This window comes from Vibrio sp. 10N.261.52.C2 (assembly GCF_041471425.1).
GTDB classification, from domain to species: Bacteria; Pseudomonadota; Gammaproteobacteria; order Enterobacterales; family Vibrionaceae; genus Vibrio; species Vibrio crassostreae_C.
Genome location: NZ_JBFROH010000022.1, coordinates 89308 through 104831, shown reverse-complemented (window position 1 = coordinate 104831; position 15524 = coordinate 89308). Strand labels below are relative to the sequence as shown.

The window sequence follows — 15524 nt, the reverse complement described above, 5'->3', positions numbered from 1 at the left end:
TTGAATTACGCAACAAAGCCTCTTCAACGGCATCAGTTAGGTATTTCCAACGGTGCTGCAATAGCCATGCAGGCTAAGACCCCCGATACACGGTTACTCACTTTAATCCCTTTCCGCACAGAATCTCTGAGCCTTAAGAAGGTTCTGGGCATTTCTGAGTTACGAAATGGTGCGTGAGAAGTTTCTGGACAAAAGTGTGCTACGCGATTTGCTAATTTAGTGAGCAATGGATTAGTTTAAGTAAGTTAAATGAGATTTGTCTTAAAATAGACAAAAAGCACGTCGGGCAGCCAATTACTCAGTATTGTTTGCAGGAGCCGTTTAATTAGTAGTGTCTACTTTGGCCACATCAAGGTTCCAAGCATATGAAAATTAATTGAATGCTCGGGCTATCCTCCCATGCCCTTGATAATCGTATTTCACTGAGTTACTGCTAACGAATACTGATTCACCAGCTCTCAACACAACGTGATTATTTTGACTTGAAATTGCAACTTCACCTTCAATACAAAACAGTATTTCTGCGCTACGAACAAACTGTGCTTGGCTGGTAATCTCGACTGTCATTACTTCAAAGCAGAAGTCATCAACTGGGATCGGGTAGCTCACTTTATTACTCTCTTTATATATTGGTTTTAGCCGAATCTCCGCTGGTTCAATCGGTTCGAATGAGGTGTTATCTATTAACTCAGTTACATCAATGTGTTTTGGTGTGAGCCCTGCGCGCAAAACATTGTCTGAACTTGCCATTATCTCCAGACCAGTCCCCTGCACATATGCATGTGGGGTTTCGGCGTACAAAAACATTGCTTCGCCAGGTGCTAATTCAACAGTATTAAGCATTAGTGGAGAAAATAGGCCGATATCTCCAGGATAATGCCGCTTAAACTCAGCACTGTACTGCAGAGCCTCGCGCCCTATCATGGTTTTAGCCGGACGTCTGTGCGCCTCACCAAGTTCAGCCAGTGCCACCTTTTTACGTTCACCTTCAAGTGACATAATCGCAGCAAAGAACTCTTTTAGCGCTGCACTATCTGCGTGCTTTTCTAGCTCGGAAATTTCTTTCGCCAGACTTGGAATGTCGGCCTCTTTAAACAAAGTAATAATGTCTGCAATTGGGCGAAATCCATTCATCGCTTTATAAAAGGTTAAAGCGTAAACCAATTCAGGCTTATGGTTGGAATCTTTATAGTTTCTGTGCGCGGCATCTAGCGGAATCCCTCGTTGGTTTTCTCGCTCAAACCCTTGCTGCGCTTTATGTTTACTAGGGTGTACCTGAATAGAGAGTGGCATCTCTGCGGCAAGCACTTTGAATAAGAAAGGCAACTCCCCAAAACGTGCAGCGGTGTAGCCACCAAGAATATCTTGCTTGTTGTGCTCAATTACCTCAGCAAGAGGCTCTCCGGTACCATCGAGCCTAGAGCAGCCATTTGGGTGAGCACCCATCCAGATCTCTGCCTGTGGCTTGTGCTCTGGATTATTGATACCAAATAGGTTGTGAATGGAGTCTTTACTACCCCATGCATAGTTTTGGATGACGTTATCAAGCTTAAATAGAGACATACTACTTCTCTCCAAAAATCTGTGCGCCGACTTTCAAAGTAGCGGCAATATTGCGTGCCGTGCGAGTCAGATTATCGCCCGCCTCTGTCAGAACTTGTTCTAGTGGTTGTGGTGAACGAACCGTGCCAAAGGTGCTATCGACAACGTTGTAGAGTTCATCAATCTCTTTACCCAATGAGCCTGCAATTCCAATCACGGGAATACCTTGTAGCGTGGCTCGTTTAGCAATACCAAACGGGGTCTTGCCTTGCAGGGTTTGGTTATCCATCTGGCCTTCGCCAGTAATAACCAGATCCGTGCCCTGCAGCACTTGGTCTGCGTTTAAGGTGTCTAAAACCATCTCAATACCTTGCTTGATTTGGATATCAAATAGCAGTGATAAACCAAGAGATGCGCCACCAGCAGCGCCAAAGCCAAGTGTAGTTCGGTTATCTGTTCCAGTGAGATTGCTGCTGACCTCTCCAAAATGATTCAACGCGTCATCAAGCTGATCAATCAGTTCCGAGGAAGCCCCTTTTTGAGCACCAAAGATATAGCTAGCGCCGTTTTCACCAACTAATGGATTGTTGACATCACAAGCGATCACAAACTCGACCTGTTGGCATCGAGGATGGATATTGCTTAAGTCGATACGAGAAAGGTTAGAAAGAGCAGTACCACCCAAGGCAATCTCATTGCCTTGCTCGTCCAACAACTTGCCACCCAATGCTTGGACGATACCAGCCCCACCATCATTGGTGGCGCTGCCTCCAAGACCAAGCAGGACTTTATTTACACCTTTCTCAAGTGCCTCTTTGATCAACTCACCAGTACCATAGGTAGTTGCAAGGGCAGGATCGCGATCTTGTGGCGAAACTAGGTCTAATCCCGATGCTGAAGCTATCTCTATCAATGCCGTATTACCGTCATCAAGCAGTGCCCAATGTGCATCGACGGTCTCACCTTGTGGGTTCATCACTTGGGTAGTTTGCACAATGCCATCTAACCCTTGCATCAATACATCGACCGTTCCCTCACCGCCGTCGGCCAGCGGTAGATGCACATACTCCGCTTCTGGGAATACTTGTGCAAAACCGGCTTCAACGCTTTGGCATACCTGCTTGGCACTAAGAGACTCTTTAAATGAATCGGGGGCAATTACAATCTTCATCTCGGTTCACCAACTCCGCCCAGTTGGAATCAGAGCGGAGGTTTCTACGGTTAAAAACTAGGATTAAAACTTCACTTGGAATGATTTAGCCTGACACGCATTAAGTGCACCAAAGCTCTGGCTAGCGACTTCGGTATCACGTACTCGCTCATCCAAGCTGGTCTCTTGCCATGAAGTCACTGGTTGAGTGAAGGTAACACCATCTTCAATCTGTCCAGATTCAGCCGGGTTGTAGACACGTAGAATTAAGGCATCTTCATCTTCCGCTTTCTTCAGTACACTAAGAACAGCTCCTTTCTGCTCTTTGGCAAGAAGCGAGTAGGTTAACGGCTTGTCTTGCTCACCGACGTTTAGCTTCATTGCGTTGTACGGGATCTTGTTGTAACACTCGATTGGCGTTACATAGTCTCGTGCTTTAGCCATAACGTTGGCCGCGATATGGTTGCCAGCAAAACCAAGTAAGCTGAATTCACACACCAACTTGCCGCGAGTTTGCGAGTCTGGGGTCGGGATCTTGATACCTGAAGGACGTCCTGGACGCAGCAACAACTCTTCTTTACCTAGAACTCCTACCCCACGCAGTAGAGTTAGAGCAAAGGTATCGCGTTCTTCATTGCCTTGGCTTGATACGAATTCAAACTCACGCAGACCATTGGTCATCAATGCCAGTCCACCTGTCTGGTTTTCAACCGCAGCAAAGTTCATCAGCTGGTACACAGGCACTGGCGCTTCTTTCCAGCTTTCTTGCTCCCATACTTCCATTGCAGGGTCGTTAGTTGGTCGAGTGATAAGGCCAAACTGGTTATCTGCCACCACATTTTCAGAGACAAATGGCGTTGGGATAAGCACACGTACTCGATGATCGTCTGCTTGATTATCTAGCTCCATACGGACTTCAATGCGGCGTGAACCGGCTTTAAGTACCACTTGACAATCGACATCTACATAGCCGTTTTGTCCTGTGCGCTCTTCACGCTCTTGCAGATTAGCTGGTACATCCATTCGCAGTTTGATGCTAGCAACCGATTGGAATCCTTCATGTTTAATATCGGTTTCGACTTTAAACTCATCTGAGTAAAGCAGCCACTCTTTGCGAGATGGCGAATAGTCGTACTCATCGCCATCGTCTGAACCATCTTCAATTTTTAGCACTTGGTCGTATGTCATCTCGGTTTCTTTGTCCAAGATGGTTAGGGTGCCATTGTCGTTCACTTTGATGGTGTAGAACTCATTCTCTAGCAGGTAATCTTTCTGCTCGGCAATCTTCTGAGCACCTTGTTCATTGCCTTGAATATGCAAGGTAGCAAAGCCCATCGCAGGTACAGATTGTTTAATCTGAATATCGTACTCAATAAACGGGTCATAGTTACCGTAGTGGACAATCTGGCGGTCAATCTTGCCTGGGTCGATCACTCGCTGATCTTGGATGAAGTACTCAACTGAGTTGCCGTTATCATCGAAGATGTTGAACTGCTCTGCACGAATAGTGATGGTGGTGTTGATCACCTCTTCACGTTCGTATGGCGATAGGTTAAAGAAAGCTAGCTTGTCGCAGCCTTCACGCGCTGGCATGTGGTCAACAATTTTACGCTTGTAAAAGGTGATCAGATTGCTCGCCATATCGTCGGCTAGGATGTAACGGTTAAGGATCTCCGCATGCACCTTGTCTGAACAGCAGCAGCCAATAGAGTCATGGGCATGGTTCTTCATGCTCTCTTTCCACATTTTCTCAATCAAGCCATGGTGATATTCAAAACCTAGTGACCAAGCGATAGAAGCAAGAGGTTCTAGGATGTTGACGATCTTATTCTCTACCTGAGCGTGGATCAGCTTGATATCCATACGAGTTGACGAAATTGTACGGTGCACACGCATGTATTTGCCGTCGTTAAACTCGCCTTTTACTGTGTCTAATTGATCGCGTTCTTGCTTGATGCGGTCGAACACCTCTTCAAAGCGGCTCATCACAAACTCACGTTCTGGGTAAACCTCACGTAGCTTGTCCATCACCTCAAAGATGTCTTTTTGGATTGGCATCTGATCGTGACCATTCGGCAGCAGGATATCTTTGGTCACTGACGGTTTTTCTAACACCGGGAAGTATTTGTCTAGGCGAGCACGCAGCCCTTCTTCATCTTGAGGTAGGTACTTACCAATCGCATATCCAAGAGGCAGTACTTGTGCAGCTACTTCTGAACCATCATTAGATTGCCATAAGAACTCAGTTTTGTTGGTACCGTGACGCTCAGAGCAACCACGCCAGAACATCGCTGTATCGATATCAAATCCGTTATAGATCATCGGCAACTGTGAGCTCATTGAGAACGAGTCTGGCAAGTAACCAATTTTCATTGGCTCACCTAACTCTAGACAATCGCGTAGGCCGTACAACATGTTACGAACGATTGACTCACCACCAACCTGCATAGTGTCAGTTTGAGAGTACCAAGGGCCAACAATAAGTTTGCCCGCCTGAACTAGGTCACGTACACGCTCTTTATTTTCTGGCTTGATGGCAAAGTAGTCTTCAAGGACAGCGGTCTGACCATCAAGTACATAGTATTTGTATTCTGGATCGCTCTCCAGACGTTGCATGATCTCTTCCATGTTGTTCACCAGAAGAATACGAGACTCTTCAGTGGTGAAGTACCATTCGCGATCCCAGTGCATGTGTGGGGTAATATGAACGCGTGATTTAGTCATTGTTTTGTACCTGTAAAGACTGTGCTGTGCGACTTAAATGAGTAATGGCTTTTGAGTAAACGCTGAGTTATCCAAATAACTTTGAAGCAATAGAACCAAACAACCCTTTCTTCTCTTCAACTACTGGTGCAGATTCTTCGGCTGCCTGTTCAATTTGTTCTTCCTCATCGCTAAGAAGTGCAAAAATTTGTTCTACAGTTGTCGCGCTAAGTACCGCTTCACGAACTTCATCATCAATCAAAGTACTTGTCAGCTCGGTCAGCAGTTGCATGTGTGTAGAGCCCGCTTCAGCATTAGGAATAGCAATTAGAAAGATCAGATTTACATCCTCTTCTTCATCAATGCCCTGCCATTTCAAATCTTGTTTTAGGGTTGCGACTGCAAATGCTGCTTCTTTCACTGCGTCGGTTTTGCCATGTGGAACAGCAAGGCCTTCGCCTAGCGCCGTTGCACCATGCTCTTCACGGGCAAACACAGCTTTTAAATACTCTTCTTTGTCGTGCAGTTTGCCTTGTTGGTCGAGTTGTTCAGCGAGTGCTTCAATTGCAGCGTCACGACTTTCGAACGTCGTTTGTAGATTAATCAGTGATGAGTTGGTAAGCGTTGTAAGGTTCATAGTTTTAGCCCCGTGTTCACGTTCTTTTGGGTTATCTGTTTATGTGACAACAATAATACCAATCAAATACAAATAAACCATGATACAGATCTCACAAATATCACGATATGTATTAAATTGGAGTTAAGGGTCCATATTTGTATTCTTTATCATTATTTAACTGGGTAGAATTCGTATTATTCAAGTCAAAGGTCACACACTAAGACCTGTTAGAGTGGTTCTACAGGTTAATACGCAAGAGGTTAGCTAGGATATGACGACAAGATTACCCATGTACCGACAAATCGCTGATGCCATTAGAGATAAGATTAGCACCGGTATTTACAAGGTTGGTGAAGCACTACCGACAGAAGCACAACTCCGTGAAGAGTTCTCTGTCAGCCGCGTAACTATACGCCAAGCGCTTAAACTTCTAATCGAACAACAAGAGCTAGAAAGTATTCAAGGTAGTGGTACCTATGTAAAAGAGAGCAAAATAAACTACAACATCTACCAACAGAGCAGCTTTGCTGAGAAATGGGCTCATTTGCAGGGAGTAACACACAGCGATGTCTTATCTTTCGAGGTACAAGCCGCCTCATTAACGCTGGCTGAACACTTGGATATCAATGAAGGCGAGCGCATTTTCTACATCAAGAGAGTACGTTTCCTGGACGAGACCGCCATTACGGTTGAAGAGACTTGGATGCCAACGACTATGTTCCCAGACCTCAGTTACCAAGTGATGCAAGGGTAGAAATATGACTACATCGAAAAGCAAAAGAAGATGGTGATAGATAGAAGTGAGCAAGAAATCATGCCTGTCCTTCCACCAAGTGACGTGGCGACATTGCTTGGAGTCAATCCTACAGAACCTGTTATAGAAAAGCGTACTCGCGGATACCTAGAAAATGACACCATCTTCGAATATAGCCGAAACTATTTCACGACCAACAACTATAAATTTACCCTCACCTCTAAGCGCCAAAGGGCGAATACAAGCTATTCTATTTAAATAAGGGTTTTATTACTTAATGTCGCCTCGTAGCTATTTAGTATTATATTTCAATGGTATATAGTCATAGTGCATTTTTTGTATTACTTTTATACTTAGAACAATAAAAACAAATTAAATACAAATAATACAACTTGTGAGAATCATCACAGATGATTAAAACAAATTAAGTAAGGATATAATCATTGAGTGACCTATTTGTCGCTCAAATGACGAGAGACGACGCAAAGGAACATCAGATGAAAATCTTAGCGATTACAGCATGTACAGCCGGTGTAGCGCACACCTACATGGCGGCTAAAAATTTAGAAAAGAAAGCAGCCGCGCGCGGTTGGGAAATAAAGGTCGAGAAGCAAGGTGCGAATGGACTAGATGGAAAACTAACCGCACAAGATATCGCGCAGGCCGATGGCATTATCTACGCTGTTGACGTAGGCGTAATTGAAGCTGAGCGCTTCGAGGGGCTAACGTCTGTGCAAGGTAAGGTTAAAGATGGTATCAAAGCCGCTGATGAAATGCTTGATGCACTCGAAGAGAAGGTCAAAGCGGGTGGCTCAAATGCGAAAGCAGCCACGACGACCAACAAGTTTGCCGAGAAGGAAGAGAGCAACGACAATATGATCGTTAGTTTCTTGAAACTTTGGTACAAGGGCGCTCTTTCAGGCGTATCTCACATCATTCCTCTTGTTATAATCGGTGGTCTTTGTGTAGGTCTTCTAAATCTATTCTTCGGCTACGATTACACCCACCTTTATGATGAAGCGATACTGGTTGAATACACGGGCAAAACATACGCAGACCTTGGCATAATTAACGCCGCTGAAGGGTTAGCAAACAGTGAAATCGGTGCAATTAAGAAAGAAGTTTATGCAGCTATTGCACAGCCAGAAGCCAAAGCGCAGTTTGAGTCTTCGTTTCAAGGCATTATTCATTTCCTATACTACGGCACGTTAAAAGCATTTAACCCACTGTTAATCTGTGTGCTTGCAGCATTTACAGCTTACGGTATGGTCGGTAAACCTGGTCTAGCTCCTGGTTTCGTCGGTGGTTTCGTCGCTGTTGGTGGTGGATTCGGTAAGATCTCTATCATGACCGGCGGCTTCCTAGGTGGCTTAGTAGCCGGTGCAGCAGCAGCGTTATTTGTTATGCTTGTCCGCCAGATCAAAGTACCGAAAGTACTAGAGTCAGTGAAGATGATTATCATCACACCTCTACTAGCGGGTATCGCAACACTAATCTTTATGTATGCGGGCCCTGGTAAGTTCTTCGCGATGCTTAACAGTGGTTTGGTTGACTGGCTAACCTCAATGGGCACAAACAACCTACTGATTCTTGGTTTCATCCTCGGTGCTATGGCTTGTTTCGATATGGGCGGCCCGGTAAACAAAGCGGCTTACCTATTCTGTATCGGTGTTGGTACAAGTGGTGACTTCGCTGGTGATGCATCAATCTTTTACGCTGCCTTTACTGCTGCGAAATGTATCCCTGGTATGTCATTAGGCATTATGTCTGTCGTATTCAAACGTTTCTTCGATGAAGAAGATCGCTTGGCAGGCCCTTCAACCGCTATCTTAGGTTTCTGTGGTATCACTGAAGGTGCTATCCCTTACGCTGTAAAAGATCCAATGCGTATCATCCCTGCTCATATGATTGGTGGTGGTGTAGCGGCTGCATTAATTCTTTCTTCTAAGATTACTATTGGTACCGTAGCTGGCGGCGCAGTGTTCATGCTACCTGTCATCGGTAACCCTGTTGCTTGGCTGACTTACTTCGTCATCGGTATTGCAGTGTCAATGGCACTAACCATCGGATTAAAAGTAATAGGAAACCAAAAAGAAAAGAAGTTAGCTGAAACGAAAGCTTAACTCACCCTCACTTAGTATGCTCCAAAACTCCAAGCCTCCCCCGCTTGGAGTTTTTTTGTATTATCAGCTCACTCACTCAACAACCATTTCTTGTATTCAGTGCTTTAATTCGTATCATTAAGCCTCTAGAGGTGATCACAAGTCGTTGTCACCTATCTCTTTTGTATTGTTTTCGAGGTTTACATGGCAAGACTGCCCCTGTATCGCAAAATAGCTGACGCCATTCGAGAAAAAATCAGCAGTAAGATTTACAAGGTAGGTGAGGCGCTGCCAACAGAAGCTCAACTGTGCGAAGAGTTTTCTGCCAGCCGAGTAACCGTTCGTCAGGCGCTTAAACTTCTGATCGAAAATGAAGAGCTAGAGAGCATTCAGGGTAGTGGCACCTACGTTAAAGAGAATAAGGTTAACTACGATATCTACCAACAAAGTAGCTTTGCGGAAAAATGGGCTCATTTAGGTGGGATAACTCATAGCGATGTAATTGCCTTTGAAATTCAATCTGCCTCGTTAACACTAGCAGAGCACTTAGACATCAACGAAGGCGCTCGAATTTTTTACGTAAAACGCGTTCGTTTTGTCGATGACAACCCAATCACCGTTGAAGAGACATGGATGCCAGTCGACATGTTCCCGGATCTAACCTATCAAGTGATGCAAGGCTCGAAATACGATTATATCGAGAAGCAGAAAAAACTGGTGATAGATAGAAGTGAGCAGGAAATCGTGCCCATCCTCCCGGCTAACGATGTTGCTGAGTTGCTAGGCATCAGTCCTGCCGACCCGATCATTGAGAAGCGCACTCGCAGCTACCTACACGATGACACTGTATTCGAATATAGTCGCAACTACTTTAAATCCAGTGACTATAAGTTCACTCTAGTCGCAAAAAGACGGAAATCTCCCCGTTAACCTGTGGACGTTTTGAGTAAACTTGTAGAATGTTCGAATCGACTATTCAGATTACTATTTATAGGACAAACTTTCTTTAACAAGATAGCTATGAGTAAAAACACTAACGTGATGTATGGAATCCACTCCCTCCTTAGCAATCTAGACTTAGGAGTGTGAGAAAAAACCGAGGGTTCCAATATGTTGACTAAAAATGTTATCGCTATCGACTTAGCAAAAAATGTTCTTCAAGCCTGCCATATCAGCATTCATGGTGAGCTAATGTCCAATAAACCTCTGAGTCGCCAGAAGATGAAAGAGTTCTTGGCAAAGGCTAAGCCTTCGATTGTCGCCATGGAAGGTTGTTGCGGTTGCCATTACTGGGGGCAATTAGCAGAAAAACTTGGGCATGAAGTCCGAATCATTAACCCTAAGAAGGTGAAAGGATACCTAGAAGGTCATAAAACGGATCATAATGATGCTCTCGCCATCGCTAACGCCGCTATACAAATTGGTATCAAGTACAGTCGTCCAAAGTCATTGGAACAACAAGCTATGCATTCTTTAGAAACTAGCCGTAGATTCTTATCTCGTAGTGTTGTTTCCCTAGCTCTTCACATTAGAGGGACAATTTTGGGCTACGGGATAGCAAACCCTAGAGGTGAAAAAGGCTTAAAAGCGTCGGTTCAAACCGTGCTTGATGGCGATACACTAATACCCTCCAATGTCGTATCCGTTCTGTCGATGCTTTGGGAGCAATATAAAGAACTTAAAGCAAAACTCATCGCATTCGAAAAAGAGAAAAATGCTTTAACCCGTCAGATAGAGCCGTGCCAACGATTAATGGGCATTGAAGGGGTTGGTGAAACAACTGCTGCGATGCTCTATACAACTCTTGGTGATGGAAAGCAGTTCAAGAATGGAAGACAAGCTTCAGCATTTGTTGGTCTTACACCTAAACAGCACAGTTCAGGAGGCAAAGTTTTTATGATTGGGATCGATAAATGCGGTGGTGTGAAGGAGCTACGCTCGCTTCTTTATCTTGGCGCAATGTCATACGTTGGGCGACTACCCGAAAAACCGAAGACTCAGAAGGACGCTTGGTTGAGGAGCATCATAGATCGTATCGGCTTCAAGAAGGCCCGCATTGCACTGGCTAACAAAGTGGTACGTACTGCGTGGGCAATGCTTCGGTATGAGACTGAATATAAACCAGTATTACTCACTCATTAATCACTACCAAATTTTTAAATTTTACAAAATGATGATGCATAAAAGGTAAGACCAACCTACTGAGAACCTGGCCATTCTGTCATGCTGTAAAAAGCTGCTAGCGCGATAAGGACAGTAGGTGCGCAAAACATCAAAGGCTAGAGGGTAGCTCCTTCAATAAGAAGCCGAATATACGACCGCATCTTAACTTTTATTGCCAAAATCACTTTGTAAATACGTGGATTCCATATACGGAATGGGGCATAAATGAGCTATAGCTTCCCCTAAATTAACAATTCAGAGATAACTAAACGTATGGAAAGTCGCTTAACGTAGCATCCAGTATTGACGGTGCAGATCAGTTTAAAACTAGCTCATTTATCACCAGTGAGCATATCGAAAAAGGTCTGTCTCGATTCTGGCGTGTTGTCTCTATGAGTTTCGTATTTTACATGCGCGTTTGCATCAACTGCTTTTGATAGCTTGATGCTCCATAGTGCTTTCATTTGATTTGGTACAATTGAATATCGGACATCGATAATACGCAGCTCGTCTGTTGGGTCCTGAGCGATATAACCATTTGAAAACCAGCGGAAACGTTCAATGTCTTTGGCTTGTTGAGAGTCCGGGTCAAGCCAAGGCAAATCCCTGCCAACATTCAGTTTCGTAATCGACTCTCCGGGATATACGTTTACCGATGTGCCAACCCGCACTGCGTCTACATGGTAATGAGCCTCTGTTTCGTACACCACTTTCCAAACCAAGATATTCGCAAAGCTTGGTTTTGCCTCTAATCGAATCGGTGTGTGTTGCCTTTCTTGCGCTAATTGCCACCCAATCGCCTCTGCCCTGTCTCGCTGAATCATCCCTAATGTTGGATAAATTAGCGCCCAAGTAAACGCAACACGCGCTAGCCAAGGCGCTCGTTTTAACGTCGCAAACACAAGCAACACTAGAATGGGAAGCGTATAAACAGGATCGATGATTGATATGGTATTCCAAGAAAAACGCGCGTTGGTGAAAGGCCAAAGTAACTGCGTGCCATAGGTGGTACAAGCGTCTAACAGTGCATGAGTACCATAGCCCAGAGCACAAAACAGCCAACTTTGTTTGAAAGAAAGCCCACGTTTTTTTGCAATCAGGTGATGCAGAACCAAAGCGCAGATCAAACTGCCAATGGGAATAAAGAAGAGTGAATGGGTAAATTGTCGATGAAATTCCAAAGCCAACAAAGGGTCACTTTGAGACTTAATCAGTGCATCCAAATCTGGTGCTAACCCGGAGAGCAGCCCTAATACCCCAGCAACAACCAAATGTTGTTTTTTGCTGGCCGATTGTGACAAAGAAGCGCCTAACACGCCCTGCGTTAAAGGATCCATAAATCACTCATTGATAGCATTCCGTTGAATCAAACAAAATACATTTAGCTATAGCGGTGAACTGTTCATAACTAAACGGTTTTATCAATATACTCATGTACATAGCTGTATAAGCATAGACCGATAATCGAGTAGGAGGAGGCCTCACGGCCTCCGTCCTCTCACACCACCGTACAAGCGTGGGTCGCATACGGCGGTTCCGAATATATTTTCAGTGACTCATACCCATCTCGCAATGAGTACAGGCCCAACTCCTCGAACCATTTTATTGGCATGGCGTGATTTAACTGCGGCGTTAAGGCCAAGTGCCACCACCCTTTATCTGACATCGCTACCTTCCACGCATTGCGCTCCGTTACACCTTGTTGTTGTAACCATGTCGCTATGCCGTATCTGCGTTTGCGTTGTTTTAAGCGGTAACATCGTAGCCGTCGCCGTATCCATTCGTCTAAGCGCTGCAAGCTGCTTTTCCGTATGGCGAGTTTGAAGTAGTGTTGCCAACCTCTTAGGTATTGAGTTAATTCCGCTATGACTGCTTGCAACTCTCGCCCTCGGTTTCGCTTCGTTATCTGCCGCACTCGCTTCTTCATTTGAGTTTGTGCTGCCTTCGATAGATGGATTGTTCCATCTATCCCGAAGCGGTGGCTTAAGTAAGTCCGCTCTGTCACTCTTGTCGCACCACTTTTCTCTCGATTTACCGTGAGCTTCAGCTTTTGCTCCAAGAACTCCGTTATCGACTCTTTAACTCGATAAGCGGCTTCTTCACTATGAACGTAGATTTGGCAGTCGTCTGCATATCGACAGAACTTATGCCCTCTGCGCTCTAACTCTTTATCCAGTTCATCTAATACGATATTGGATAGCAACGGGGATAATGGTCCACCCTGTGGTGTCCCTCTTTGTCTCTGTTCAACCATCCCGTTTCGCATTATGCCTGCCTGTAGATATGACCTGATGAGCTTCAACACTCGTTTATCACTGATGTCCTGTGACAGTCTGTACATCAGTCTATCGTGATTCACTGTGTCGAAGTATTTCGCTAGGTCGATATCTACAACATAACCTCGACCTTCTCGGATGTAATGACTGGCTGCCGTTAATGCCTGGTGCGCACTGCGGTTTGGTCTAAATCCGTAACTGCTATTGGAGAACTTGGGGTCATAGATATCTGACAGTACTGAGGTCATTGCCTGTTGGACAACTCTATCAAGCACGGTTGGGATACCTAGTTGCCTTACGCCACCACTAGGTTTAGGGATTTCTACACCAAGTACCGGTTGAGGTTTGTAGCTTCCTTCCAGAAGACTCTGGCGAAGCGCTTGCCCATTTGAAGCCTGTTGAAGTGTTGAAGTGTTGAGATAGTCGCATCTATGTCGAGTTTGTCGACACCTGCACATCCTTTGTTCTTCTTCACTCTTCGTAGAGCTTGATTCAAGTTGGTTGAAGAGCAGATTTGCTCCATCAACGACGTTGAGATCACCAAGACTCGTCCTCCTGTTTACGCCAATCATGCTTGTCATTCTTCATCACCATGAGCTTTACTTGCTGTATCGCCCATTGGGACGTAGAGATGGTTTTCATCTTGCTATGACCCCACATGATTGAGTGTCTAGTGACTGCTTCTTGATATATTCAGTTCGGGCCTTCCCTTAAGTTGTACTTCCTTAAGGTACTATGCCTTCTGCTGACTTCTTATTGCTCGTCATACCGCATCGCTGCTGTATTAGTCTCTATCGAGACAAGTAATAAGATCTCCCGAGGTAAGACGTTGCTCTTTCCCTTGGCCGTGCCTGATTTATCACTACACACTTCCCGTCGAGGCATCGGGCTATTCTATCTATTGCTAGGTTGCCCAAGTTGTAATGACCTACTATCAGATTTCTGTTCGTCACAACCAAGTTTTGCCATTTGCTTCCTTCAGATTTCACCTCACGGTGAACACCCTTGCATAGGCTAACGGTTCTCGCTCGACTGAGCCCGTAGAGGACTTTCACCTCCTAGATCAACGCCATGCTCGGCGCACAACAAAAAAAGAGCAGTTATGAAACTGCCCTTTTCTAATTATTGGTGGTTGATCAATTTATTCGTTTTTGTTCTGTATATTCACACTTGAACGATCTTTTATTAACGAGCAACCATGCTTGCTGCGATAACCACCAGCAGTACTGAGAAGATTTTCTTAATCGTTGGAACCGGTAAATGGTTGGTGGCTTTTGCGCCTAACGGAGCCGTAAACCAAGACGTGCACACAATACCCAACAGCGCAGGCAGATAAACAAAGCCAGCAAAGCCATCTGATAGAGCAAAGTGGCTGCTGCCTGAACTGATGTAACCTATCGAGCCAAACAACGCGATCACAATGCCACAAGCCGAGGCACAACCGATGGCCTTTTTCATATCGACAGAGAAGAACGTTAATAGCGGAACCAGCAATGCTCCGCCACCAATACCTATCATGGCAGATAAGCCACCCGTAATGGTTGTCAGCACAGTGAGCACACCTTTGTTCGGCAGTTTTCGTTCCTTAGGCGCATCATTTTTGCTGCTTAAGAACATCTTGATCGCAATAAGAACCACACTCACAGCAAACACAATACGAACGACTTTTTCCGGTAAAAACGCCGCCATAAAACCACTAACCAATGCACCCAGAGCAACACCGAGCATGATCCAAGGCGCCAGATCCCAAGGCACTTTGCCATTCTTGTGGTGAGCGAGTGCAGAAGATGTTGAAGTGAACAGTATCGATGCCAACGAGGTAGCAATCGCCGCGACAACAACTTGGTCGGATGGTAGAACTTCTAAATACAGTAAAATGCTGCTTAACACAGGAACAATGATCAGCCCTCCGCCAATACCTAACAAACCGGCTAGAAACCCAACACCACTGCCCAGTAACGCACAGTAGAAAATCAACAGCAGCAATTCACTCATTTCATCCATCTCTTAATTAAATTAATCGTCTTAAATAACACACTATTAATGCGGTTATATTTCCATCAAGCTAATTAATATAACTGACACCGACTAAAATATTCAAACAGAATAGATCATGAATATTCCTCATGTTGAATGTGAAGTAATACCATTGTTAATGGTCAACCTATCAACGTATAAAAACCTTAAGCGGGACTTTATACGACATTAATTCTAC

Annotated in this window: 8 protein-coding genes and 3 pseudogenes; 4 read left to right on the top strand and 7 right to left on the bottom strand. The window is 44.8% G+C overall.

Annotation, left to right across the window (positions count from 1 at the left end; all coding sequences use genetic code 11):
- Positions 1-372: 372 nt before the first annotated feature.
- From manA to AB4307_RS09535, 4 genes and pseudogenes are all read right to left on the bottom strand, one after another.
- Complete coding sequence (gene manA / locus AB4307_RS09550; protein WP_102321457.1) at positions 373-1563, bottom strand: mannose-6-phosphate isomerase, class I; 1191 nt, start codon at positions 1561-1563, stop codon at positions 373-375.
- A gap of 1 nt (position 1564) precedes the next feature.
- Entirely contained in the window at positions 1565-2713 is a 1149-nt protein-coding gene (locus AB4307_RS09545; protein WP_372121910.1) for a glycerate kinase, read from the bottom strand.
- A gap of 63 nt (positions 2714-2776) precedes the next feature.
- The gene (mngB, locus tag AB4307_RS09540) at positions 2777-5416 is read right to left on the bottom strand and encodes a mannosylglycerate hydrolase (RefSeq protein WP_136974899.1); all 2640 of its coding nucleotides are present in this window, start codon (positions 5414-5416) and stop codon (positions 2777-2779) included.
- Positions 5417-5534: 118 nt separating this feature from the next.
- Positions 5535-6032 (bottom strand): annotated as a pseudogene (locus AB4307_RS09535) (PTS sugar transporter subunit IIA); the annotation flags it as partial.
- Positions 6033-6303: 271 nt separating this feature from the next.
- Here AB4307_RS09535 and AB4307_RS09530 point away from each other — a divergent pair.
- The 4 genes and pseudogenes from AB4307_RS09530 to AB4307_RS09515 all read left to right on the top strand — a co-directional run bounded on the left by AB4307_RS09530 (position 6304) and on the right by AB4307_RS09515 (position 11012).
- Positions 6304-7026 (top strand): annotated as a pseudogene (locus tag AB4307_RS09530) (GntR family transcriptional regulator).
- 239 nt (positions 7027-7265) lie between these two features.
- Positions 7266-8891, top strand: a complete 1626-nt coding sequence (locus AB4307_RS09525; protein ID WP_198594332.1) for a PTS fructose transporter subunit IIC — start codon at positions 7266-7268, stop codon at positions 8889-8891.
- Between the two features lie 183 nt (positions 8892-9074).
- Entirely contained in the window at positions 9075-9800 is a 726-nt protein-coding gene (locus AB4307_RS09520; RefSeq protein ID WP_102321452.1) for a GntR family transcriptional regulator, read from the top strand.
- A 180-nt stretch (positions 9801-9980) separates the two neighbouring features.
- Complete coding sequence (locus tag AB4307_RS09515) at positions 9981-11012, top strand: IS110 family RNA-guided transposase (RefSeq protein ID WP_372131707.1); 1032 nt, start codon at positions 9981-9983, stop codon at positions 11010-11012.
- Positions 11013-11365: 353 nt separating this feature from the next.
- On the opposite strand, the gene AB4307_RS09510 is transcribed toward AB4307_RS09515, so the two are convergent.
- The 3 genes and pseudogenes from AB4307_RS09510 to AB4307_RS09500 form a co-directional block, all read right to left on the bottom strand.
- Positions 11366-12370, bottom strand: a complete 1005-nt coding sequence (locus AB4307_RS09510; RefSeq protein WP_372123180.1) for a metal-dependent hydrolase — start codon at positions 12368-12370, stop codon at positions 11366-11368.
- 161 nt (positions 12371-12531) lie between these two features.
- A pseudogene (gene ltrA / locus AB4307_RS09505) lies at positions 12532-13832 on the bottom strand (group II intron reverse transcriptase/maturase).
- Positions 13833-14494: 662 nt separating this feature from the next.
- Positions 14495-15304, bottom strand: coding sequence for a sulfite exporter TauE/SafE family protein (locus AB4307_RS09500; protein ID WP_372131705.1), 810 nt, complete (start codon positions 15302-15304; stop codon positions 14495-14497).
- Positions 15305-15524 lie beyond the last annotated feature (220 nt).